This window comes from Saccharopolyspora shandongensis (assembly GCF_900106995.1).
Lineage (GTDB): Bacteria > Actinomycetota > Actinomycetes > Mycobacteriales > Pseudonocardiaceae > Saccharopolyspora > Saccharopolyspora shandongensis.
In genome coordinates this window covers 43,437-66,290 of the sequence record NZ_FNOK01000007.1, presented here as the reverse complement: position 1 = coordinate 66,290, position 22,854 = coordinate 43,437, and the positions used below count along the sequence as shown (strand labels likewise).

The following is a 22,854-nucleotide window of genomic DNA, read 5'->3' as shown; positions in this document are numbered from 1 at the left end:
CCGGCCTGCCTTCGGTAGCAGTACGGCTGTACGATATTCGGGTGCCGCGGGTTGCCGATCATGATCAGCGTCGCGCCCAGATCGCGCGGGCCTTCCAGCGCCTGCTCGCCGCGGAGGGCTTCGCGGGCGTGTCGTTCTCGCGGGTGGCGACCGAGGCCGGGATCTCGGTCGGGCTCATCCAGCACTACTTCGCGGGCAAGGACGCGCTGCTGCACTTCGCCTACGAGGACGCCGCGCGCCGCTTGGGCGAGCGGGTGCGGGTTCGCGTCCGCGACGGCGAGGCCGCCCGCCTCCCGATCGCCGAGGTGCTGCTCGACAGCCTCGTCGAACTGCTGCCGCTCGACGACGAAAGGGACGTCGAGTACCGCGTTCGGCAGGGCCTGCAGGCGCAGGCGCTGCATCACGCCGGTCTCGCAGAGGTCGCCCGGCAGGCGGGCGGCGCCATCCTCGACTACGTCACGAAGGTGATCCAGGACGGCGTGGAGCGCGGCGAGGTCGAGCCCGGTGTCGACGCCGTGCTCGCCGCCCGCACGATCCTCGCGACCGTGCAGGGACTGGCCGATCAGGTCGCGCTCTCGGGCGCGGACGCCTTCTCGGCGCGGGACGCGTTGCGCCCGGTCATCGCCGCGGTGTTCACCGGGCATCGCTGATCTCCTCACTGCGGACAAAACCTCGCGACGGCACTGCGGCCGTGCGTCTATCGTAGCAATATGCTCGTATTGTTATTGACCGTCGAGGAGCTCGAACGATGACCGAACGCGTGACCGTGCGGCTGAGCAGCGGCGCCATCCGCGGCCGCAGGCTCGACGAACACCTCTCGTTCCGAGGCATCCCGTACGCCGCCCCGCCGGTCGGCGAGCGGCGGTGGCGGCCGCCCGCGCCGGTCGAGCCGTGGTCCGGAGTCCGCGACGCGACCGTCCCCGGGAATCCCGCGCCGCAGCTGGCACAGTCCTTCGCGGACGCGACCTCCGTCGACGAGGACTGCCTGACGCTCGACGTCACCGTGCCCGCGGCCGGGAGCACCGGGCGCCCGGTGCTGGTCTGGCTGCACGGCGGCGGCGGGACGAACGGCACCGCCGCCGTCTACGACCCGCGAAGGCTCGCCATCTCCGGCGACGTCGTCGTCGTGGCGCCGAACTTCCGGCTCGGCGTGTTCGGCTGCTTCGGGCATCCGGGCCTCGCCGACGGCGGCACCTTCGGCCTGCAGGACCAGCAGGCCGCACTCCGCTGGGTGCGGCGGGAGATCGCCGGATTCGGCGGCGACCCGGCGAACGTGACGCTGATCGGGGAGTCCAACGGGGCCCTCGCGGTCGCGGCGCACCTGACGTCACCCGCCTCCGCCGGGCTGTTCCACCGCGCGATCCTGCAGAGCGCGTTCGGCGCGCTGGGCCCGACACCGGCGCACACCTTCATGCCCGGCGTACCGGCGCTTCCTCCAATGTGGACACCGGTGGCCGAGCTGGACCGGCTCGGCGCCGCCACCGCCGCCGAGCACGGCTGGGCCACGCCCGGCAGCGACGCCGAAGCGGCGCTCGCACAGCTCCGGCGGGTTCCGGCGGAGGAGTTGCTGCAGGTGTCGGGCAACTTCATCCGGCCCGCTTTCGGCGGCACCACACTGCCCGAATCACCTGCGGAAGCACTGCTCGCCGGGCGCTTCCACCGGATGCCGGTGCTGCTGGGCACCACGCTCGACGAGGCCCGGTTCTTCGTCGGGCTCGCCGGAAACCCGGTCACCGACGAGAGCTACCCGCACCTGCTCGCGGAGGCATTCGGCGACGCGGCGAACGAGGTCGCCGCGCGCTACGCGCTCGACCGCTTCCCCACGCCGAACCTCGCCTGGGCGCAGATCTGCACCGACCGGGCGTGGGCGCGGCCGGCCTGGGAACTGGGCCGAGCCCTCGCCGCGCACACCGACACCTGGTTCTACGAGTTCGCCGACCGGGACGCGCCGCCGCTCGTGCCGCTCCCCGGCGCCCCGACCGGCGCGCAGCACTCCAGCGAGCTGGCGTACCAGTTCGACTTCCCCGGCGCACCGCCGCTAGCGGCGGCGCAGCGCGAGCTCGCCGACCGGATGAACCGCTACTGGACCGCCTTCGCCGCCAACGGCGACCCCTCCTGCGCCGACCTGCCGGCCTGGCCCGACGCCGCCACCGGCCACGTCCAATCGCTGGCGCCGGAACGGATCGGCGGCACGGACTACGCGGCCGGGCACGCCCTCGACTTCTGGTCGCGGATGCCCTGAAACGCGGCTGGAAAAAGTTCGCGCCCGAGCGACGAATCGGCCCGGCCTTCGCGGTCCTACTCGTGACCGATCTGAAACACAGGAGATTCAGCCGTGACCAGAGCAGAACCGACGACCCGCGGAATCTGGCCGCTGGTGCACGCCGAGCGGGCGGCCCTGGCCGCCGACCTCGCCGACCTGACCGATGAGCAGTGGGCGACGCCGTCGCTGTGCACCGAGCTCACGGTGCGCGAGGTGCTGGCGCACCTCACCGCGGGGGCGAGTCTCACTCCCGTGCGGTGGTTCGCGGGCGTGATCCGCTGCCGGTTCGACTTCGACAAGCAGGTGGCCATGCGGCTGACGGAGCAGCTGGGCGCCACCCCGGCGGAAACGCTCGCGCGGTTCCGCCGGGTCGCCACCAGCACCACCACGCCGCCGCTGCCGGTCGTGGCGATGCTCGGCGAAGCGATCGTGCACGCCGAGGACATCCGGCGACCGCTGGGCATCCACCGCGACTACCCGATCGACACCCTCGCGCGGCTGGCCGAGTACTACCAGGGCTCCGACCTCGTCGTCCCCGTCAAGAAGCGGATCGCCGGACTCCGGCTCGCCGCGACCGACGGCCCCTTCGCCACCGGCTCCGGACCACTGGTGTCCGGCACCACCCTGGCGCTGACCATGGCCATGACCGGCCGCACGGCCTACTTCGACGAGCTCGACGGCGACGGAGTCGCAACCCTGCGCGACCGCGCGTGACCGTCGCGGATATTCGCTTGGTGCCCGGCACGAACGCTGCGATTCTGAAATGTTCTGCGGCGAACGGAGGAACGCGTGATGGCCCGATCTGACGGCAGGCATCCGATGAAGGTGGCGGTGCAGATCAGCCGCGCTCGGTTCGACGGCCGGGGGTGGCGGGTGATCCGCCCTGAGCGCGGCACCCACAACGCGACACTGATCGACTGCGGCGGCTGGCGCGAGCTCTTCATCGACCGCAGGTCGGCGTACCAGCTCGGCGTGCTGTGGCTGCTGGCCGCGCGATCCCGGCGCACGGTGATCCACCTACCGCTGCGCGGCGGCAGGCAACCGGCCGAACCCGCTTTCGACGGCACGCGGCTGGATCTGGTGCTGACCCACCACACCGTGCAACTGCGGGCCTCACTGTGGCCGCGGCTGCGCTCCGCGCTCGGCCCCGCCCGGCCCCACACGGTGCGCATTCCGTCCACCGACATGCCGGACCCGGACACCATCGACTACATGGCGCGCCACCGCAGGGAGAACGCCGACCTGCTGCACGAGCGCATCCACGCCGACACCCTGTTCCTGACCGGCAGCGCACCCGTGTTCCGGGAGACTGCCGACCGGTTCCTCGACATCGCCTTCCGCGCCCCCGGCTCCGCGCCTGGAGAAGAAACGCCGCACCACTGCTGCACCGAATTCCACGAATTCGACGGCATACTGCGCAACTCGGGCGGAATCCACGTGCAGTACCACGCCCGCTGGCTCCCATCGCGACCAGCTGAGCTTCAGCTCCGGTCGGCCAGGTAGAGTTCCGGGCCGCCGGGCCGGTGCAGCATCAGAACGCGGTACTGCACCGGATGGTCGAGGGCGAACCGGACGTAGGCGCGGCCGCATTGGCCCACCGCGATGAACGGATCCGTCAGCCGCGCGCAGGCTTCGCGGATCCGGCTGCCCAGCCCGTCCCACTCCCGCAGGCATACCTCTTCGACCAGCCGGTCCTTGCTCGCGAAGTGCCGGTACACCGACGGCCGCTCGGCCACGGCCCGCAGCGTGAGCGCCTCCTCGGTGCCCGCCTCGACGAGCATCCGCTCGGCCACGAGGAGGATCTCCTCGCGCAGCCGCCCGCCCAGGTCGCGATGGGCTACGAGATGCTCATCGGCTTCCTGCACACCCTCAAGCTGGTCCAGGCCGAAGGGGTCGACGTGGTGGCGTTCACCGAGCGCGTCGCCGGCTCGGTGGCCGCCTACCCGCCGCTGCTGACCATGATGGGCAAGGCGATCAAGAGCGGCGAGTACGCGCCGGATCTCGGCCCGCTCAACGTCCAGGCCGCGCTGATGGACGACATGATCGACCACCGGGAATCCGTCGGCGTGGAGGCCGTGCGGATGCGGGAGGTCAAGGAGCTGATGGACCGCCGGATCGCCGACGGCCACGGCGATCAGGGCTTCTCCAGCCTGTTCGAGCTGCTGGCGCAGCGCCGGTGACGTGCCGCGGGATGCGGGCGCCCGCACCCCGCCCTTCGCCGCACGCTCGAAAACCGGGCGCTCACCGGCGATCGTCGGCGGACCGGTGACCATGACCACGGTCCGGAACTTCCTCCTGGAGTCCTACTCCATGGATCTTCCGACGACGTTCGACCTGCTGGGCTACGCGCAGGGCGGTCTCAACACCCGAGCCTGAACCGCGCTCGGCCGGTGATCAGCGCCGCCGGCGCAACCCCGTGATGAGGAGCTCGACCAGTCGACGCGCGTCGTAGCGGGGATCGCTGTCCGCGCCGATGCAGAGGTTCCCGACGCCGCGCATCAGCTCGTAAGCGTCCACATCGGACCGGATCTCGCCGGAACCGGCCGCGGCGTCGAGCAGTTGGGCGCACACGGGCACGAGGCGGTCGACGAAGTAGGCGTGCAGCGCTTCGAAACCGGCGTTGTCGGACTGCAGCACGGCGGCGAGACCGTGCTTGGTGACCAGGAAATCGACGAAGAGGTCGATCCACCGCCCCAGCGCGGCGTGCGGGGTCGGGCCTTCCGCCAGCAGGGCCGGACCAGCCTCGGCGCAGGCCTCGACCTGGTGCCGGTAGACGGCGATGATGAGATCCGACCGCGTCGGGAAGTGGCGGTAGATCGTGGCCGTCCCGACGCCCGCCTTGGCCGCGATGTCGCGCACCGGGGCTTCCACGCCCGACTCGACGAAGATCGCGGCGGCCGCGTCGAGCAGGGCCTCCTTGTTGCGCCTGGCGTCCGCCCGCTTGAGCCCGTCGCCGTCATTCATCGCACCGCTCCCTCCGCCGTCGCGATTGCTAACCGGGACAGTGTTCCGTATCGTCAAACGGGACAACGTTCCGTTTGCTCATGATGCCAGAGCACGGACCCGGCGACCAAGCCGCGCATCGTCACCGCACTCTTCGCAATGGAGGAATCCGGACATGCAGTACCGCACCTTGGGCCGCACCGGTGTGCAGGTCAGCTCCCTCGCGCTCGGCGCGATGAACTTCGGCAAGATCGGGCGCACCACCCAGGAAGAGGCCACCGCCATCGTCGACGCCGCCCTCGAAGGCGGCATCAACCTCATTGACACCGCCGACATCTACGGCGGCGGCGAATCCGAAGAACTGGTCGGCAACGCCATCTCCGGCCGCCGCGACGACATCGTGCTGGCCACGAAGGCGGGCCTGCCCGTGGACGACGAGCGCAACCACCGGGGCGGCTCGCGCCGCTGGCTGATCAGCGAGCTGGACAACAGCCTGCGCCGCCTGGGCGTCGACCACGTCGACCTCTACCAGATCCACCGGTGGGACCCGAGCACCAGCGACGAGGAAACGCTGTCGGCCCTGACCGACCTGCAGCGCGCGGGGAAGATCCGCTACTTCGGCTCCTCGACCTTTCCCGCGTACCGCATCGTGCAAGCGCAGTGGGCCGCCCGCGAGCACCACCTGAGCCGCTACACCACCGAACAGCCCAGCTACTCGATCCTGCAGCGCGGTATCGAGACCCACGTCCTGCCCGTGACCCAGGAGTACGGGCTCGGCGTGCTGGTGTGGAGCCCGTTGGCGTCGGGCTGGCTGTCCGGCGCGATCCGCGAGGGCCAGGAGATCACCACCAACCGCTCGGCGTTCATGCCGCAGCGCTTCGACACCGCCATCCCAGCCAACCGCGCCAGGCTCGACGCCGTCGAGCGGCTGGCCGAGGTCGCCGACGGAGCCGACCTGACCATGATCCAGCTCGCCCTCGGATTCGTGACCGCGCACCCCGCCGTGACCGGCGCGCTGATCGGCCCCCGCACGCTGGACCACCTGCACTCGCAGCTCGCCGCCGCGGACACCGTGCTCTCCGCCGATGTCCTCGACGCGATCGACGAGATCGTCAGCCCGGGCACCGACCTCGCGGCGGACGAGAAGTCCGACACCCCACCCGCGCTGATCGACCCGGCCCTGCGGCGCCGCTGACTACTGCGGTGCTTCGCCGAAGATCATGCGGTGCCCGCGGGCCGTGTCCGCGTACTCGCGGGCCCGGTGGATCAGCCCGTCCCGGAGTTCGAAGACGAAGCAGTAGTCGTTGCCGTAGTCGTTGCCGTTGGCGAGCGTCGCCGTCATGGTCGCCTCCACGACCACCCGCTCGCCGTCGACGTGCAGCCCGTGGAAGGCGACGGTGACGTCACGCGCGAACAAGCGGGGGAAGTCGTCGGCGAAGAAGCGCACGATCGCCTCCCTGCCGACCATGTGATCGGGCGCGCCCAGCGCGACGGCGGTGGCGTTCCCCGGCGGCGACAGCCATTCGGCGTCCTCGGTGAAAACCGCGGAGATCTTCTCGGGGTCGTTGCCGGCGAGTGCCTGGAAAGCGTTCTGGATGATGCTTCGGCTCATGGCGCCCACTGTTTCCCTTGGCGCAGGCCGATGTCTTGGACGAATGTTCCCGTCGATCCGCCCATAGCATGGGGTGATGCGATCCGCCGGGAACGAGCGCGAGGCGGTGGCCAGGTGGTGCGTCGCGAGGCCGCCGAGGCCCAGCCGGATAGCCGGCGTCAGCATGGCCGGGTTCCGCGACCGTGGCGCGGGCCCGGTCGACGTACGGGTGGTCCCGCACCCGGCCGTCACGCTGGCGCTGGAATTCGGTGCCGGCCCGCTCGTGGTCGATGCCGAAACCGGTAGGCAGCGGCGGGGAAATCTCGTCACCGGGTTCATGCACGGCGCTGTTCGCGTGCGGGGCGAGAACGTCGAATGCGTGCAGGTGCGCCTGTCCCCGGTGATCGCGCACGAGGTGCTGGGGACCTCCCCTGCGGAGCTGGACCACGTGGTGGTGACCCTCGACGACCTGTGGGGCCGCGACGCGGCGCGGATCCGCGAGCAGCTCGGCGACGCCCGGTCGTGGCAGGACCGCTTCGCCCTGACGAACGCCCTGCTCGCCCGTCGCCGTGAGGCGGGGCGGCCCGTGGATCCGCAGGTGGCCTGGGCCTGGCGGCAGATCGCCGTCAGCCGCGGCCAGGCCCGGGTCGACGAACTGGCGGCCGAGATCGGGTGGAGCCGCAAGCGCCTGTGGTCCCGGTTCCGGGCGCAGATCGGTCTCCCGCCCAAGCGTGCCGCGAAGCTGGTCCGCTTCGACCACGCCGCGCACCGCCTGGCGGCGGGCGGGAACGCGGCCCGGATCGCGGCGGAGTCCGGTTACGTCGACCAATCCCACCTGCATCGGGACGTCCTGGCCTTCACCGGGGTGACTCCGACGACCGTGGCCGGCGAGCCGTGGCTGGCGGTGGACGACATCGCGTGGCACGGGCACGACATCGACTAGCCTGGTGCGGTGTTCGACTCGCCCGACTTCGATCTGGCGCCGTACGCGGAGTTCGACACGTCAGCGCTGGTGCGGCGCACCTACTGCAGCTGGGGCGACGCGGGCTGGCGGTCGCTGCTCGTGCAGTGCTTCGACCACGCATCCGAGGCCGACCACCTCCCGATGCCCGGGGTGTCCGACCTGCATCTCGTGCTCTACGTGGCCGGGGACGTCGCCATGCGGACGCGCGCAGGCGGAAAACCGTTGCGCCGGTGCTGGGTTCCCGGCGATCTGGAGCTGGTGGTGCCCGGGCGAGCGGCCGTGCGCGACTACCGGACGACGTCCGCGATGCGCACCATCCAGGTGCACGTCCCGTCGGCGACCGTCGAGCGGACCGCAGCGCAATTGGGCGGTTCGGGGCCGGACTTCGAAGTGCTGTCGGCCGCGCTGGACACGGGCGATCCGGTCGTCGAGCAGATCATCCGCGCACTGCCCGCCGCCGGTGGCGCGAACGATCTCTACGCGGAATCCGCCGCGGCGTTCCTCGCGACGCACCTGCTGACCCGGGGTCGGCACGAACCCCTGCCGGGGCCCGAACACGCGGCGGTCCGCGCGGGCATCGCCGTCATGCGGGACCGGCTGGCCGAGCCGCTGACGCTGGCCGACATCGCCGCCGAAGCGCACCTGAGCGTCTACCACTTCATCCGCGTCTTCCGGGCGGCGACCGGCGAAACGCCGCACCGGTTCCTCACCCGGCTGCGGATCGAGCGGGCACAACGGCTGCTTTCCGACAGCGCCCTCACCATCGGGCAGATCGCCGAGCGTTGCGGTTTCGCCAGCCCCGGAGCGCTGTCGGCGGCATTCCTGAGCCATGTCGGCGTCCGGCCGTCGGCGTACCGCAAGATCTGATCGAAGATCGGCAATCCAGCGCATGTCCCCGGCCGTCCGCGTCCCCTAGTTTCGGCCGTGCCAAGCAGCTTCGTCGTTGTCGCGCACTCACCGTTCCCGCGATGAGAGCGGTGGGTGCGGCGGCGAACGAAAGGATTCCGACCATGCTCGACTACGCCGCGACCGCGACCTCGACAGCACCGCCGGCCTTCGTCTGGCGCCTGCTCGTCGACGCACGCACCTGGCCCACCTGGTCGACCGTCGACAGCCTGGTCACCGAACGTTCCAGCGGCCTCGACCCCGACGGCCGCGATCCCGTCGGCACGGTCCGCGCGTTCCGCACCGGGCGGACGGTCACCGGGGAACGGCTGACCGGGCGCGTCGAGGAGAAGCAGCTGACGTACGAGGACGCCTTCAACTCGGCCATCCACGACTACCGGGCGGTCATCGACCTCACGCCCGCACCCGGCGGGGGCACGGTCATCCACTGGCACGGCACCTATGCCGCCCGCTGGGGAATGGGCTGGTTGATGAAGCGCGTCATGCGGCGAGTCATGCAGCAGATGGCCGACGGCCTCGCCTCCCACGCGGCGGAGCTGGCGCGCCAAGATCCCGCCGGCTAGGCGCCTGCGGCTCGGTCACCAGCGGTCCGCACCTCGTCGAAAAAAAGATGTGCGGATTTCCGGCGCAGCTGTCGAGAACAGCGCGCCGGCTCCGTCCCTGGGGCACGATCGGTCCCAACGGGCCGCACGACCGAGAAGGAGCTCACCATGAAGTACCTGCTGCTCAAGCACTACCGAGGCGGCCCGGCACGGGCGGTCGACTACCCGCCGATGGATCGGTGGACCCCGCAGGACGTCGACGCGCACATCCAGTACATGAACGACTTCGCTGCGCGCCTGGAGGAGACCGGCGAATTCGTGGACTCCCAGGCACTGGCCCCCGAGGGCGCCTTCGTGCGATACGACGGCGCGGGACGCCCGCCGGTGACCGATGGCCCGTTCGCCGAGACCAAGGATCTCGTCGCGGGCTGGATGATCATCGACGTGGAGTCCTGGGATCGCGCGGTCGAGCTCGCCGGGGAGCTGTCCGCGGCGCCCGGGCCCGGCGGCGAGCCGATCCACGAATGGCTCGAAGTGCGGCCGTTCCTCACCGAGCCGCCCGCCGTGACCGAATGAACGAGCCGCAGCTGCGGGAGCTCGTGCCCGCGGTGATCGGCGTCCTCGTCCGCCGCGGAGCCGATTTCGCGGCGGCCGAGGACGCCGTGCAGGAGGCCCTGATCCGGGCGCTCGAAGCGGAGGAGCAGCCGCGCGACCTGAAGGCGTGGCTGATCTCGGTCGCGTGGCGCAAGTTCCTCGACGCCGCCCGGGCCGAGAAGGCCCGGCGCGATCGAGAGCTCGCGGTGGAGGCCGAACCACCCGGTGGCCCGGTGCCTGCCGCGGACGACACGCTCCGCCTGTACTTCCTGTGCGCGCATCCGACCTTGCCGCCGAGTTCGGCGGTCGCGCTGACCCTGCGCGCGGTCGGCGGCCTGACGACCAGGCAGATCGCGGCGGCATACCTGGTTCCGGAAGCGACGATGGCCCAGCGGATCAGCCGGGCCAAGAAGCGCATCGCCGAGGCCCGGCTCGACGAGCCGGGCGACCTGGCGACCGTGCTGCGAGTGCTCTACCTGGTGTTCAACGAGGGGTATGGCGGGGATGTCGACCTGGCGGCCGAGGCGATCCGGCTCGCCCGCCAACTCGCTGCCCTCTCCGCCGAGCCCGAGGCGGCCGGGCTGCTCGCGCTCATGCTGCTGCACCACGCGCGCCGGGCCTCTCGCACCGGGCCCGGCGGTCGCCTGGTGCCGCTGGCCGAGCAGGACCGCTCGCGCTGGGACACCGAGCTGATCACCGAAGGCGTGACGATCCTGCAGACCGCGTTGGCCCGCGACCGGCTCGGCGAATACCAAGCCCAGGCCGCGATCGCCGCCCTGCACGCCGACGCCCGCACCGCATCCGAAACGGACTGGGTGCAGATCGTGGAGTGGTACGACGAACTGCTGCTCCTCACCGGCAGCCCGATCGTGCGGCTCAACCGCGCCGTGGCGGTCGGCGAAGCCGACGGACCGCGGGCCGGCCTCGCCGAGCTCGCCGAGATCGACCCCGCCCTGCCCCGGTACACCGCGGTGGCGGCATACCTCCGCGAACGGGCGGGCGATCTCGACCACGCCGCCGACCTGTACGCCGAAGCCGCCCGCGCCGCCACCAACCTGGCGGAACGCGACCACCTCACCCGCGAAGCAGCACGAGTCCGCCACCACGAGCGGAAATCACCACCGCCGTGACGGCCACCGGGTCGCGATCACCGGCCGGCGTCGGTGATCTCGTTGGGCCAACGGGTGCGGGAGAGCCGGTCGTTCAGGTCGGTCTGGGGATGTCGATGCGGAACGGCTTGATCACGGTCTTTGCTCCGGAGCGATTCGTTCGGCGCCCGGATGTTCGGGCGCCGGCGTCGAGGTCGATGTGGTCGGCGATCGGAGCATCCGTGGCCATGGTGCCTCTTCCGTTGGTGGTTCCAACATTGGTGACAGGCAGACCTTGACCCGACTGCTCGCGCACCACCAACGGGGATGAGGCGGCCGACCCGAGCCGACGCCCCTCCTCGCCGAATTGGTGCCAGCGAGAAGTGCGGCACGGCAAAGCCTCTCGGCCGATCTCGACCCGTGGCCACTTGACCGAAAGGCAAAACCGAGAATCGGCTCTCAGCGGCAGCTGCATTCCCGGATGTCGGGGTTTCGGTGGCCCGCTGTCGCCCGGGGAGTGGGGATTGTGCGCCACCAGCGTGGTGTCGGCCCGCGGGCTCAGGCGAGGGCGGCGGCCAGCAGGGCGAACGCGGCGATGATGATGGCCACGCGGACGTAGTGGTAGCGGTCCCAGCGGTTCATCTGCTCCTTCCAGTCCTCGGGCCGGTTCTCGGGGGTCCACGTCTTGCCCCGGTTGTTGATCGGGACGAGCAGCAGGAGCGACATGACCACGCTGAGGATCAGCAGCGCGCCGGCGGTGACGACGAGTCCGGCGCCGTCGTGGTGCCATCCGGCGATGGCCCAGACCGCGACGAGGACGAGCGAGCCGATGTACCAGACCGGCATGACGGCGCCGAGCATCCGGCCCCCGTGGCTTCGGCCGCGTTGGTTGCTGTCATCGGGGAGTCCATTGAGGATCGGGTTGATGACGAAGGCGACGGAGAACTCCACCCCCACCATCAGGCCGACGACCACGATGGTGCAGACCTCGAGCGCGCTGAGCATGGCGACCTTCCTGAAATCTAGTGCTGCTAGCTGATGAGGCAACGCTAGCATTGCTGTCGCTCGGTTGTCTAGCGGTGCTAGGATCGAAGCATGTCGGTACAAGAACGCAAGCAGCGTGAGCAGGCGGACCGCGAGCGCCTCATCGTGGCGACGGCCCGCGAACTCGCCGAGCAGCAGGGCTGGGACGCGGTCACCACCCGCCAGCTCGCCGAGCGCATCGAATACAGCCAGCCCGTCCTCTACAGCCATTTCCGCGGCAAGCGCGAGATCATCGGCGCCGTCGCCCTGCAGGGCGCCGCCGAGATGGCCGCGGCGCTGCGGGCCGCGGCCTCCGCCGCGGACGGCCCGCGCGCCCGGGTCACGGCCCTCGCCCGCGCCTACCTCGACTTCGCCGAGCGCAACCCGGCGGTCTACGACGCCCTGTTCCAGCTCGACGGCGGCCTGGTGTTCGCGGACGAGAAGACCCCGGAGCCGTTGAAGGACGCCTTCGCCGCCCTGCTGGAGACTCTCGGCGAGGTCGCCGGGGAAGACGTCCACTCTGGACTGTTCACCGAGGTGTTCTGGGCGGCCCTGCACGGGCTGGCGACCCTGACCCGGGCGGGACGGCAGCTCACAGGGGACGCCGAGCGGAGGGTGGAGCTGCTGGTGGACCGGCTCGCCGTGGTCTGACGCGTCGTACGGCCGGGCAGCAGGGGCCTTCGGGCCCGGCTGCCTGCCTGCGGCATCGCTTCCGGTCACCGTGCCGACGGCGCATCGCCGGTTCTCGGCGTGGACCGAGGCCGGCCTCTGGCGGCGATGCTGCAACGCGGACGTCCGCGTGTGCGGACGTCGGCGTGTGCGGCGAAGTTCGACTTCGAACGGGCGGTTACCGCAGATCAGGCGGCAGCATCGAGCAAACCGTCGACCACCTGTTGCGCCATGGTCACGCTGTCGTCGTCGCCGAGGCGCAGGGCCAGGTTGACCGCGTTCAGCACGGCACCGACCTGGAAGGCAGCCACCTCGGGATCGATATCGGCGATCTCACCGGCGGCGACGGCTAGCCGGAACTGCGTCGCAAGAATCGCAACCCAGGCACGCTGTTGCCGCAGCAGCGCATCCCGGACCGGCCCGGGCCGGCTGTCGAATATCGGCAGGTTCGCGCCCCAGAAGCAACCGCCGGGAAACAGCGGCCGTACGGCATAGTCGATCCATCCGTCGACGAGGGCGCGGATGCGTGCGACGCCCGCGGGGGAGTCCCGGGCGGGCCGGACGACCGCGTCGACGAATGCCTCCTGCGCCGCTTCCACGGTCGCGAGCTGCAGTCTCTCCTTGGTTCGGAACAGCGTCTGAATGCCGGCCTTGCTGATGCCGAGATCTTCGGCCAGACGTCCGAAGCTGAGTCCGTCGAGTCCGTCCAGCGAGGCGATCTCGACCGCGCGGCGGGTCACGGCACGCCGTGACCGCACGCCGCGCAGCAGCCGCCGATCGGCGCTTTCGTCGGCCGTCCTTTGCCCAGATGTGGCCATACGGCCGATCGTATGCCGCTGGTCCGGCGCACGAAAGGAGGTTGCAATATAAATACGGCCGACCGTATTCTTTGACCGATCCGCATCGGTGGAGATCGGCACGTGTTGCCGAGACCGGTGCCGACGAGAAGGGATGCCTGATGGATGGCGTAGCAGCCAAGCGGGCCGTGACCACGGACAGGACGGCGACGCCACGGCCGGTCCGGGACCATTCGACGGCGATCGTGTGGGTCCTGTGCTCGGCCTCGTTCATGGCGATGCTCGACGTATTCGTCGTGAACGTCGCGTTCACGAAGATCGGTGAGTCCTATCAGGGTTCTTCGCTGGCAGATGTGAGCTGGGTCCTCAACGGATATGCGATCGTCTATGCGGCACTGCTGATTCCGGCGGGGCGCTTCTCGGACCGGTTCGGGCGCAAAGCCGGATTCCTGGTCGGCCTCGGCATTTTCACGCTGGCGAGCCTGGCCAGCGCGGTGGCTCCGTCGCTGTGGGCGCTGGTGGCGTTCCGGGTCCTGCAGGCGGTCGGCGCCGCCGCTCTGACCCCGGCCGGCCTGGGGTTGCTTCTCACCGTGCTGCCGCCGGCGCGGGTGCCGGGCGCGGTGAAGATCTGGGCGACAACGAGTTCCTTCGCCGCGGCGTTCGGTCCGGTGGTCGGCGGGGCACTGGTCGAGGCTTCCTGGCGCTGGGTGTTCTTGATCAATCTGCCGGTGGGCTTGGTGGCCGGGGTCGAGGCCATGCGCCTGGTGCCGAATCTGCACCAGCGGATACCGGCTCGGGTGCCCGACCTGCTCGGGGCAGCGCTGCTGATCGTGGCGATCGGGGCGCTGTCGCTGGGCCTGGTGCAGAGCAGCGAATGGTCGTGGGCCAGTGCCGCGACATTCGGCGCACTGGCCGTCGCGGTGCTCGGCGTGGTCCTGTTCGTGGCGCGGATGATGCGGCATCCGAATCCGGTGGTGTCGCCTGCTCTGTTCCGGGTGCCGACGTTCGTGTGGGCCAATGCCACCGTGCTGGCGTTCTGCACCGCGTTCGGGGCGTGGTTCCTCAGCATCACCATGTGGCTGGAGAACGTGGCCGGCTTCAACTCCATCGAAACCGGGCTCGCCATCGTCCCGGGACCGATCATGGTGCCGATCTTCGCCGTCGTCAGCCAGCGACTGATCAAGCGGATGCCGGTGGGTGTCGTTGTGGCCCTGGGGAATCTGCTGTTCGCCGGCGGCGTGGTGCTCGTGCTGACCACCGCTTCCACGCCTGTGCAGTACGCCACCGAGGTGCTGCCGGGCTGGGTGATCTCCGGCATCGGCATCGGCCTCGCTCTGCCCAGCATGATCGCTTCCGCTGCCGTCGATCTGTCGCCGGACCAGTCCGCCACCGGCAGTGCTGTGGTGAACACCGCCCGCCAGCTCGGCTATGTGCTGGGCGTCGCCGTCCTGGTCGCCATCCTCGGATCGCTCGATGCCGCCGCCGACCGGATGCTGACCGCGTTCCAGCACGGCTGGTTGTTCATCGCCATCGTTGCCGCCGGCAGCGCGGCAACGGCATTCGGCATCACGCCCCGCACTCGTCGGTCATAACCGGAACCGGAGCAGGTGAACATGCCGATACCGGCAATGACCGAGCAGTCCGATCCGCTCTGCTTATCCGAGGTAACCGCCGCGGCATTGCTGTTCGATGCTCCGTGGCGACGATTCGGCGTGGTCGGCGACAGCTTGTCGGCCGGCGTCGGCGACCCCACACCCGGGTACACGAACAAGGGCTGGGCCGATCGGGTCGCGAATGTGCTGCAGCGGGTGTGCCCGGATGTGCAGTACCTCAACACCTCGGAGTTCGGGGTCACCACGGCCCGGACCGTGGCCCACCAACTCGACCGCATGGCCGAGTTCGGCCCGGACCTCCTGCATCTGCCGTGCGGCCCGAACGACATTCTGCGGCGCAAGCCCGATTTCGACGAGATCGAAAAGACGATGCGGCGCATGTACGACCTCGCGGCCCGCACCCGCGCCCTGCTGACGACATTCACGCTGGGGAGGGCGTATGTCGTGCCGACCTTTCCGGACTGGGACGAACGAATTCGGGCCATGAACGCCATCACGCGCCGCCTCGGTGCCGAATACGAGGCCGTCGTCGTCGACATGTGGAATCACCCGGTCAACGACCGGGACAACCTTCTCAGCGAGGATCGGATCCACTTCTCGACATCGGGTCAAGCGGTGATGGCAACCGAGGTCGTCCGGCAACTGGTGTACATGCTCTCGAGCCGGACGAGCGAATAGCGCAGGTGTCCGGGGCGACGCAAGGGATCCGACATCCCGGCGGCCGCATCTGCCGGCGAAACGTCCGCCACGGCAAAGCCTCTTGCAGCCAGTCATCTCAGCCTGCGGGTTGTCTCATGGGCTTGAGATGCGGGCTTCGATGCCGTCGAGGAGGAAATCGAGGCCGGTCCAGAAGGTCTGGTCGGCGTCCAGGTGGGGGCCATCGTGCACGACCGTGGCCAGTGCGGGAAATCGGCCGGTGGCGAAGGTCCGCTGCAGATAAGGCCCGAAGGTGGCCTGCCACTGCTTCTGGTCCATCCCGGAGAGCCGCTCGGCGCGCCGCTCGGTGATCTCCCGGCGTACCGCGCCGATCACGTACGCATTGACCGCGGCGACCGCCGGCACGACAGTGTCCAGGTCGACACCGCCCATCGCGGCCAGCACGGCCTCTCCGCTGGCCAGCGTGTTCGGCCCGAGCTGGGGCCGCCCACCGATCAGGTCGGCGAGCCATTCGTGCTGGTGGGCGGCCTGCCGGGTGGCTTCGGCAAGGGAACGCAGCACCTCTCGCCAACCATCTCCGGCCGGCCGGATCTCGGCGTGGACCGCATCGACCATCAGGTCGAGCAACTCCTCCTTGGTGGCGATGTAGCCGTACAGCCGCATCGGCCCGACATCCAGCGCCGCGGCGACCTTGCGCAGCGACACCGCGTCCAGGCCGTCCGCATCGGCGAGTTGGATCGCCGCTTGGACGATCCGCTCCCGGCTCAGCGGGGCCGGCACCGGTCGATCCGGCGGCTCCGGCCGCTCCCACACCAACATGCCGACGAGAATACAGCGTTGGGAGTGATACGGTGTATTGACTGATACGGCGAATCGAGGACAACCATGACCATCGCCATCGTCGGAGCCGGCTTGGGTGGCTTGGCCCTCGCCCGGGTGCTGCACGTGAACGGCATCGACGCCGTCGTGTACGAACGCGAATCGTCGCGCGACGCGCGCGGTCAGGGCGGCATGCTCGACATCCACTCCGGCCAGCGGGCGCTGCACGAGGCCGGCCTGATCGACCGGTTCCACGCGATTGCCCGTGGTGAAGGCCAGGACATGCGTCTTCTCGAGCCGGACGGCACCCTGCTGCTCCAGGAGGACACGCCCGACGACGCCCCGCTTGAGCGACCCGAGGTCGACCGCGCCGATCTGCGCAACCTGCTGCTGGATTCCCTCCCCGAAAACGTGGTGCGCTGGGGGCACGCGTTCAAATCCGCCGACAACGGCCTGCTGCACTTCGCCGACGGCAGCAGTGCGACGTATGACCTGCTGGTCGGCGCGGACGGCGCGCAGTCCCGGGTCCGCGCCCTGCTCACCGACGCTCGACCAGCACACATCGGCCAGAACGTCGTCGAGCTCGGCATTCCCGACATCGACCGCACCTACCCCGACCTCGCGGCGATGGTCGGGCGCGGGAACTACTGGGTGCTCGGCAACGGGAAATCCCTGGCAGCGCAGCGCAACGGCGACGGCCGCGTTCGCATCGGCCTCAGCTTCTACGACACCGCCGAGGACTGGCTCGCCACCAGCGGGATCCCGTTCGACGACCCAGCCGCCGCCCGGGCGCGGCTGATCGACCTGCTCCCCGGCTGGGACGCACGGTTCACCGCGCTGATCGCGGCCTGCGACGACACGGTCGTGCCGCGGTCGATCACCACTCTCCCGGTCGGCCTGACCTGGCCGTCGACGCCAGGCGTCACGCTGCTCGGCGACGCCGCGCACCTGATGCCGCCAGTGGGAGAGGGCGCCAACATGGCGCTGCTCGACGGCGCCCTGCTCGGCCTCGCGCTGGCCGCGCACCCGGACGACTTTCCCGCCGCCGTCAAGGAATACGAACGCGAGATGTTCGAACGCACCAGCGCTGCCGCCCGGATGTCCGCGGACATGCAGGAATTGCTGATGTCACCGGACGCCGCCCAGAAAATGCTCGCATTCTTCCAACCTGGCTGAAGGCAACCGAATACGACCAGAAAACCGGTCGTCCAGCCAGCGCTCTTGGCGGCCGAGGAGTTGCGCAGGGAGCTCTACACCGGGTTGCAGGTGGTCGAGAACTGGAACTCCGCCAATGACGTCGTGTTCTACAGCAAGGACGGGGTGCTCACCAGCGCCGACCGAGAGAACGCCGAAGTCTCGATGCTCGCGCTCCACTTCCTGCAGAGCAGCCTCGTGTTCATCAACACCCTTCTGGTGCAACGGGTTTTGGAAGACCCGGTGTGGGAGAAGCGGCTCACGGCCGAGGGCCGCCGAGCCCTCAGCGCCCTGTTCTGGACCCACATCACCCCGTACGGACGGTTCCGGCTGGACATGGACAAACGCCTGGACCTAGATGTGAGCGGCATAGCCGGACTGGAGAACGCTCGCCCAGCGGCATGAGCAGATGTTCGATGAGCGCCGAATTGGGCATGCCCGTAGTTGAGCGTTGTGGTCGAGCGAGGACACCAGGCCACCACGGATCTTTTGCCAATGTCCACACCCGCCGCACGCAGGTAAAGCACCCCGTCGCGGGCCTGCGCCGTGACCACAGTTCAGCTTCTACTGATCGTGTTGTTCTGGGTGGGCCGCCCGACGTCAACATGCACTGGCCCGAGCCCACCCAGCACCTTCAACTGACCCAGGATGCGGAGGGCACGTGGCGGATGGAGTTGAGCGTGCCCGTCGTGCAAGCCAAGCGGACTGTGTTCTCACGCAACGAGTTCTGGGTGGACGTCACCGAGCCCTGCGTGGTGGAACTGATGTGTACCGCCTACTCCGCCAACTCCGACCCGCGTACGCTCCGGGCCAGCCTGGAGATCAAGGTCAACCACCACGAGATGTCGTACCGGGAAATCCTCGCCGACCTGGGCGTCCAACCGTAGGTCCGCGCGGACGTGCCGGAGCCGAATACCTTGCGATGAATATCGTCCGAAACTACTGGAGTTCGAGAAGAACCAGCGGACATCGTTCAACCACAAGCTCCAATCGCTGATCCAATACATCCGCTCGTCGGCATGAGCGGGCAGTGCGCCTTGCTGAGCCTGAGCGTCCGGTAACGAACGTTCGCTTTACACGACTCGAAGACCTGCGTTTCCCCAGGACGGATCTGTAACGCTTGCCGTGTACGCGCCACCGTCACGCTGCCGGGGGTTCGCGATGCAGTCCCCGCAAAACCGGCGCCACCATCCAAGCCGCACTCGTCCTCACCCACCACGAACACGGCTACACATAGCCCCCACTGAGATCACTGCAGTGCTCACGATCCGTGGGAACTACAGCGCTACCAGCGAATTTGACAGCTCGCGGAAATGCCGATCTAGAAATACGTCAAAAATGGCCATGTGCGGAGACGGAAAAAGTCGTATAGCGTCGGCGCTCCCAATTCGGGAAGCCAACCAGAGGGAGCTGAAGTGGCGATTTTGGTGACCGGCGCGACGGGAACAGTCGGCCGTCATGTGGTCGATGGGCTACTGCGGGCCAGGCAGCAGGTCCGGGCACTGACCAGGGATCCGGCGACGGCCGCGCTACCGTCGGAAGTCGAGGTACACCAAGGGGAAATCGGCCGAATCGACACGGTTCACACAGCGCTGGCCGGTGTTGATCGAATGTATCTGTTTCCGGTGCTCGACGGGCTGGACGAGTTCATCGACGTGGCGGTACAGGCGGGCGTGCGGCGCATCGTGGTGCTGTCTTCCGATTCCTCGGTCAATGTCGTGTTGCCGACGAACAGGGAAGCCGGTGAGCATCACCTCGCGGTCGAGCGGGCAGTGGAGGCTTCCGGAGTCGAATGGACGCATCTACGGCCCGGCGCATTCGCCGGTAACGCGATTGACTGGGCACCTTCCATTCAGGCTGAACGAGTCGTTCGCGCACCTTATGCGGCGGGTGCACAGTCAGTGATCCATTCCGCCGATATCGCGGACGTGGCGACCATCGCCCTGCTCGAAGACGGCCACGCAGGTGCGAAGTACCGGCTGACCGGGCCGGAGGCGATCACCAGGGCCGAACAGGTGCGAGTGATCGCCAAGGTACTGGGCACCGACATCCGGTTCGAGGAGATCACCGCGGCGCAATGGCGCGACTCGGTCCGCGCGTACATGCCGGAGGTTGCGATGGACATGCTGCTCGGTTACTGGGCACACGCGGTGGACAATCCGGACCCGGTGTATCCGACGGTGACCGAGGTGACCGGCCGCCCAGCACGTACCTTCGCGGACTGGGCAGCCGATAACGTGGCGAGTTTCCGCTAGGCACACCGACCGCCACGTCAGGGCGCCAAGTGGCGGTCCGTCCAGGTCTTTGGTGGTGACGATCAGACCGGTGTCATGGGGTCGCCGTAGCAACCGAGAAGAATCGGGCGGATTTGTCTGACCAGCGACGAACTTTCGGGCCGGTCCCGCATGCCCATGCGGTCACCAGCAGTCAGCAAATCCGCCGGAAACTCCGCCGATGCTACGGCGACCCCGGCTGCGACTCGATCTACATCGACAAGGCCGGCGGCAAACTCGCCAAGCGCCCCGAGTTGGACAAAGCGCTGCTGTCGGCCAACCGCGAGGGCGACCAGATCGTGGTGACCAAGCTGGACCGGCTCGGCCGCTCCGTGGAGCACCTGATCCAGCTCTCCAAGGCGCTGGAGAACAAGGGCGTGGACCTGATGGTGCTCGACCAGGGCATCGACACCTCCACCGCCATCGGCCACATGTTCTTCCAAATCTTGGGGGTGATCGCGGAGTTCGAGCACGCCCTGATGTCCGAGCGGACGATGGACGGCCTCGCGGCGGCGCGGGCGCGGCCGGACCGGCGGCCAGAAAGCCAAACTCGGCCCCCGGCAAGTCGAACCGGCACGGCAGATGTACGACGAGAAAGACGAGAACGGCAAGCGCATACACACCGTCCAGCAGATCGCCGACGAGTTCGGCGTCACCCGCCCCACCATCTACCGCCGCCTGGCCAAGGCGACCCCATCCTCACCAGGTCAAACCAGCTGATCCCGCGCTACATGACCCCTGGCCGCAGCTTCGGCAGTTCGAGGCCGTCACCAGCTGCAAGCTGAAGCCGAGTTTGTTGTGGTCCCGACGCTTGGTCTCCACCAGGCCCCGATCGACGTCGTCAAGGAAGGAGAACCGCTCTAACTCGGCCCGGGACAACGGGACTCGGGTTACCGCCACCGGCCGTTCAAGTGCAGGTGGACGTCGGGGCCGTCGGTTCGTTCGCAGGGAGGAGCGTGATCATCCGCGAGGAGGAAGCGCGGCCAGGGCGTCGGCTCGCAAGCTGGTGAGGTCGAAGGTCACTACCCGCTCGATCGGAGCGCACACACATGATCAACCGGACCCGTCGCATGTCCGTCCTGGGCATGACCGTCGCCGTCGGCCTCACCGCGGCCCTGACGGACACAATCTCCATGGACTCCTGGGCAGCGGCCGACGCCCCAGCCTCATCCATCCCGAACGGCCCGGCCCGTACGAGCCCGGCCACGCCCGGCGTCAAGACCTCCCACCTGAACGGGTGGGCCAGGATGTACTTCCCGGCACCCGACAACGACATCCAGGTCACGGTCGATGCGCACGCCACGTTCGACCCCAACGGCGTATCCAAGCCCACCCGGTCGTGGGGAACCTTCCGGATCTCCCACCGCCTCAAGATGCCCGACGGGACGTGGTTCACCAACTGGGGTGACCTCACCGTCGACTGCCTGACCACCGGCGGCCCCACCGCGACCGTCACCGGCACGCTCACCAAAACCACCCCCGGCGGGCCATGGGAAGAAATGCTGAAGAATCACGAGCGCATGGGCGTCAGCTTCTACGTCGCCGGCAATGGCGCGGGACCCAGCCGGATCGGGCTGAGCGGGGGCCCCGGGCCCGAGGACGGTCCACTGCGCAAGTGCATGGCCCCCGCAGCCGACGCGCCGGTGCTCAACGGCGGCTACACACTGATCGACAAGAAATGATCATCTGACGACGGCTCCTGAGCGTCCCGCAAACCGCCCCGAAACTCAACGCGCCAAGCGGAACCGCGGCGGCGAACGGCAATGTGACTGCTTATCAGCACTACTGGGAGCTGTGCGTATTGCTGGCCCTGCGGGACGGGCTGCGCACGGGGGACGTGTTCGCGCCGCTACTCCGACCCGGCCGCTTACCTGCTCACCGAGGACAAGTGGGCGGATCAGCGGGCGGAGTTCTGCCGCCTGGTCGGCAAACCCGCAGGAAAACCAAGCACTCGGCGAACGTCTGAGGACTGCACGCTCCAACGTGCGTTTCCAAGACCGGCGGATCGCCGAGCTCGAAGTACGACTCCTCGACCCGTCCACGACGAATGATCACTGCAAGAGGCACCACGACTGCCCACGGCCGCTGCGCGCTCGGGCAGCTACAGCCTTGCAATGGCAAGGAAGTGAGCGCTGGCGTTGATCAGAAGGGGATCCTCCTCGACCATGCGGGCACATCGAAGTGCTGCATCCAAGCGTGCGTCGAACTCCTGCACACCAGCAACGTCAAGAGCGGGCCATGCGGGACCCTCCACCCCATACACCGAAACGTCCTGTATTCCAGCGGCGTGCAGCTCGTCTCGAAGTTCATCAGCTGTGTGGAAGTGCGCAGAGACGAAACCGAGGTGGCCGTCATAGCGGCCGGTCGCGATGACGGCTTCAACCGAAGGACTCATCTGTCCAGTGAGCCGACCGGTGGTCCCGGTCTCCAAGACAGGGAGATAGCGGCTGATGGCGGCGGCGAACAGCATGCCTCCTGGGCGGAGCACACGCCGGGCTTCGGCCAGCGCTTGCGCACGGTCATCGCGATCGATCAGGTGATAGAGCGGACCGAGGAGCAGCACGACATCCGCGGCGTCATCGGGGCAGGTCAGGTTGCGGGCATCGCCGAGCTCCGCAGTGACACCCGCGATCGCGGCCGCCGCTTCCACATGACTGGCCACCGGATCGACAACGTGCACCGAGTGGCCTTCAGCAGCCAGCCAGCGGGCATGAACTCCGGTCCCGCCACCGACATCGAGCACTCGCATCCGCGTCCCGGTCACGGCCCGACGCACCAGCTCCTGGGTGCGTAGGAACTCCAGCTTTCCATGCGCCGACCGGGTCAGTCGGGCGTCCTCGCTGGTCTCACGAACGTAGTACTCGCCCAAGTCTGGAGTCACGACAACCAGGGTGGTCGTATCTCTCGCACATCGGCAA

At 68.9% G+C, this 22,854-nt stretch carries 29 protein-coding genes; 20 read left to right on the top strand and 9 right to left on the bottom strand.

The features are described from left to right. Positions 1-41: 41 nt before the first annotated feature. From BLW84_RS09705 to BLW84_RS09690, 4 genes are all read left to right on the top strand, one after another. The gene (locus BLW84_RS09705; protein WP_093263909.1) at positions 42-650 is read left to right on the top strand and encodes a TetR/AcrR family transcriptional regulator; all 609 of its coding nucleotides are present in this window, start codon (positions 42-44) and stop codon (positions 648-650) included. Positions 651-748: 98 nt separating this feature from the next. Continuing rightward, entirely contained in the window at positions 749-2,242 is a 1,494-nt protein-coding gene (locus BLW84_RS09700) for a carboxylesterase/lipase family protein (RefSeq protein WP_093263907.1), read from the top strand. 93 nt (positions 2,243-2,335) lie between these two features. Next, entirely contained in the window at positions 2,336-2,977 is a 642-nt protein-coding gene (locus tag BLW84_RS09695; RefSeq protein WP_093263904.1) for a maleylpyruvate isomerase family mycothiol-dependent enzyme, read from the top strand. A gap of 78 nt (positions 2,978-3,055) precedes the next feature. Further along, entirely contained in the window at positions 3,056-3,766 is a 711-nt protein-coding gene (locus BLW84_RS09690) for a hypothetical protein (RefSeq protein ID WP_143060905.1), read from the top strand. Here BLW84_RS09690 and BLW84_RS48950 read toward each other — a convergent pair. Beyond that, positions 3,745-4,128 carry a TetR/AcrR family transcriptional regulator gene (locus tag BLW84_RS48950; RefSeq protein ID WP_245761046.1) on the bottom strand — a complete coding sequence of 128 codons (384 nt, stop codon included), beginning with the start codon at positions 4,126-4,128 and terminating at the stop codon, positions 3,745-3,747. The genes BLW84_RS09690 and BLW84_RS48950 overlap by 22 nt on opposite strands. On the opposite strand from BLW84_RS48950, the gene BLW84_RS48945 reads away from it, so the two are divergent. Then, positions 4,096-4,443, top strand: a complete 348-nt coding sequence (locus BLW84_RS48945; protein ID WP_245761045.1) for an imine reductase family protein — start codon at positions 4,096-4,098, stop codon at positions 4,441-4,443. The two genes, BLW84_RS48950 and BLW84_RS48945, sit on opposite strands and share 33 nt — an antisense overlap. 214 nt (positions 4,444-4,657) lie before the next feature. On the opposite strand, the gene BLW84_RS09670 is transcribed toward BLW84_RS48945, so the two are convergent. Beyond that, positions 4,658-5,227 carry a TetR/AcrR family transcriptional regulator gene (locus tag BLW84_RS09670; RefSeq protein ID WP_093263895.1) on the bottom strand — a complete coding sequence of 190 codons (570 nt, stop codon included), beginning with the start codon at positions 5,225-5,227 and terminating at the stop codon, positions 4,658-4,660. Positions 5,228-5,381: 154 nt separating this feature from the next. On the opposite strand from BLW84_RS09670, the gene BLW84_RS09665 reads away from it, so the two are divergent. Then, a complete protein-coding gene (locus BLW84_RS09665; protein WP_093263892.1) occupies positions 5,382-6,401 on the top strand; it encodes an aldo/keto reductase in 1,020 nt (339 codons plus the stop codon). Here BLW84_RS09665 and BLW84_RS09660 read toward each other — a convergent pair whose 3' ends face one another. After that, a complete protein-coding gene (locus tag BLW84_RS09660; protein WP_093263890.1) occupies positions 6,402-6,818 on the bottom strand; it encodes a nuclear transport factor 2 family protein in 417 nt (138 codons plus the stop codon). A 76-nt stretch (positions 6,819-6,894) separates the two neighbouring features. Between BLW84_RS09660 and BLW84_RS09655 the strand changes: the two genes are divergently transcribed. The 5 genes from BLW84_RS09655 to BLW84_RS09635 all read left to right on the top strand — a co-directional run bounded on the left by BLW84_RS09655 (position 6,895) and on the right by BLW84_RS09635 (position 10,933). Beyond that, positions 6,895-7,740, top strand: coding sequence for a helix-turn-helix domain-containing protein (locus tag BLW84_RS09655; RefSeq protein ID WP_218157267.1), 846 nt, complete (start codon positions 6,895-6,897; stop codon positions 7,738-7,740). A 9-nt stretch (positions 7,741-7,749) separates the two neighbouring features. Beyond that, positions 7,750-8,628: a helix-turn-helix domain-containing protein gene (locus BLW84_RS09650; protein WP_093263884.1), complete on the top strand. Its 879-nt coding sequence runs from the start codon at positions 7,750-7,752 to the stop codon at positions 8,626-8,628. 143 nt (positions 8,629-8,771) lie between these two features. Then, entirely contained in the window at positions 8,772-9,230 is a 459-nt protein-coding gene (locus BLW84_RS09645; RefSeq protein WP_093263882.1) for an SRPBCC family protein, read from the top strand. A 147-nt stretch (positions 9,231-9,377) separates the two neighbouring features. After that, positions 9,378-9,785 (top strand): YciI family protein, encoded by a 408-nt coding sequence (locus BLW84_RS09640; protein WP_093263879.1) that lies wholly within the window; start codon positions 9,378-9,380, stop codon positions 9,783-9,785. Then, positions 9,782-10,933, top strand: a complete 1,152-nt coding sequence (locus BLW84_RS09635) for an RNA polymerase sigma factor (protein WP_093263877.1) — start codon at positions 9,782-9,784, stop codon at positions 10,931-10,933. Before BLW84_RS09640 ends, BLW84_RS09635 begins: the two co-directional genes overlap by 4 nt. Positions 10,934-11,006: 73 nt before the next feature. Here the strand turns inward: BLW84_RS09635 and BLW84_RS47360 are convergent, their stop codons facing one another. Together BLW84_RS47360 and BLW84_RS09630 are read right to left on the bottom strand one after the other, a co-directional pair. After that, the gene (locus tag BLW84_RS47360) at positions 11,007-11,210 is read right to left on the bottom strand and encodes a hypothetical protein (protein ID WP_177226374.1); all 204 of its coding nucleotides are present in this window, start codon (positions 11,208-11,210) and stop codon (positions 11,007-11,009) included. A gap of 239 nt (positions 11,211-11,449) precedes the next feature. Further along, the gene (locus BLW84_RS09630) at positions 11,450-11,896 is read right to left on the bottom strand and encodes an anthrone oxygenase family protein (protein WP_093263874.1); all 447 of its coding nucleotides are present in this window, start codon (positions 11,894-11,896) and stop codon (positions 11,450-11,452) included. A 90-nt stretch (positions 11,897-11,986) separates the two neighbouring features. Here BLW84_RS09630 and BLW84_RS09625 point away from each other — a divergent pair, with 90 nt between their 5' ends. Beyond that, a complete protein-coding gene (locus BLW84_RS09625) occupies positions 11,987-12,565 on the top strand; it encodes a TetR/AcrR family transcriptional regulator (protein ID WP_093263872.1) in 579 nt (192 codons plus the stop codon). Positions 12,566-12,771: 206 nt separating this feature from the next. Here BLW84_RS09625 and BLW84_RS09620 read toward each other — a convergent pair whose 3' ends face one another. After that, positions 12,772-13,401, bottom strand: coding sequence for a TetR/AcrR family transcriptional regulator (locus tag BLW84_RS09620; protein ID WP_093263869.1), 630 nt, complete (start codon positions 13,399-13,401; stop codon positions 12,772-12,774). On the opposite strand from BLW84_RS09620, the gene BLW84_RS09615 reads away from it, so the two are divergent. Next, on the top strand, positions 13,392-14,972 hold the full coding sequence (locus BLW84_RS09615; protein ID WP_245761044.1) for an MFS transporter: 1,581 nt from the start codon (positions 13,392-13,394) through the stop codon (positions 14,970-14,972). The two genes, BLW84_RS09620 and BLW84_RS09615, sit on opposite strands and share 10 nt — an antisense overlap. A gap of 36 nt (positions 14,973-15,008) precedes the next feature. Beyond that, positions 15,009-15,671 (top strand): SGNH/GDSL hydrolase family protein, encoded by a 663-nt coding sequence (locus BLW84_RS09610; RefSeq protein ID WP_218157266.1) that lies wholly within the window; start codon positions 15,009-15,011, stop codon positions 15,669-15,671. 114 nt (positions 15,672-15,785) lie between these two features. Here the strand turns inward: BLW84_RS09610 and BLW84_RS09605 are convergent, their stop codons facing one another. Further along, positions 15,786-16,469, bottom strand: coding sequence for a TetR/AcrR family transcriptional regulator (locus BLW84_RS09605; protein WP_093263864.1), 684 nt, complete (start codon positions 16,467-16,469; stop codon positions 15,786-15,788). Positions 16,470-16,535: 66 nt separating this feature from the next. Here BLW84_RS09605 and BLW84_RS09600 point away from each other — a divergent pair, with 66 nt between their 5' ends. From BLW84_RS09600 to BLW84_RS48940, 5 genes are all read left to right on the top strand, one after another. Further along, a complete protein-coding gene (locus tag BLW84_RS09600) occupies positions 16,536-17,645 on the top strand; it encodes an FAD-dependent oxidoreductase (protein ID WP_093263861.1) in 1,110 nt (369 codons plus the stop codon). A 45-nt stretch (positions 17,646-17,690) separates the two neighbouring features. Then, positions 17,691-18,068 carry a Tn3 family transposase gene (locus tag BLW84_RS09595; RefSeq protein WP_218157265.1) on the top strand — a complete coding sequence of 126 codons (378 nt, stop codon included), beginning with the start codon at positions 17,691-17,693 and terminating at the stop codon, positions 18,066-18,068. Between the two features lie 275 nt (positions 18,069-18,343). Further along, positions 18,344-18,550, top strand: a complete 207-nt coding sequence (locus BLW84_RS09590; protein ID WP_143060903.1) for a hypothetical protein — start codon at positions 18,344-18,346, stop codon at positions 18,548-18,550. A gap of 528 nt (positions 18,551-19,078) precedes the next feature. Further along, positions 19,079-19,918, top strand: coding sequence for an NAD(P)H-binding protein (locus BLW84_RS09585; RefSeq protein WP_093263856.1), 840 nt, complete (start codon positions 19,079-19,081; stop codon positions 19,916-19,918). 113 nt (positions 19,919-20,031) lie between these two features. Beyond that, positions 20,032-20,721 (top strand): recombinase family protein, encoded by a 690-nt coding sequence (locus BLW84_RS48940; protein ID WP_245761043.1) that lies wholly within the window; start codon positions 20,032-20,034, stop codon positions 20,719-20,721. Here BLW84_RS48940 and BLW84_RS50280 read toward each other — a convergent pair. Further along, positions 20,636-20,836 (bottom strand): DUF4158 domain-containing protein, encoded by a 201-nt coding sequence (locus BLW84_RS50280; RefSeq protein ID WP_093263853.1) that lies wholly within the window; start codon positions 20,834-20,836, stop codon positions 20,636-20,638. The genes BLW84_RS48940 and BLW84_RS50280 overlap by 86 nt on opposite strands. Before the next feature lie 185 nt (positions 20,837-21,021). On the opposite strand from BLW84_RS50280, the gene BLW84_RS09570 reads away from it, so the two are divergent. Then, positions 21,022-21,618, top strand: a complete 597-nt coding sequence (locus BLW84_RS09570; protein WP_143060902.1) for a hypothetical protein — start codon at positions 21,022-21,024, stop codon at positions 21,616-21,618. 419 nt (positions 21,619-22,037) lie between these two features. Here the strand turns inward: BLW84_RS09570 and BLW84_RS09565 are convergent, their stop codons facing one another. Beyond that, entirely contained in the window at positions 22,038-22,805 is a 768-nt protein-coding gene (locus BLW84_RS09565; RefSeq protein ID WP_218157263.1) for a class I SAM-dependent methyltransferase, read from the bottom strand. Positions 22,806-22,854: the final 49 nt, after the last annotated feature.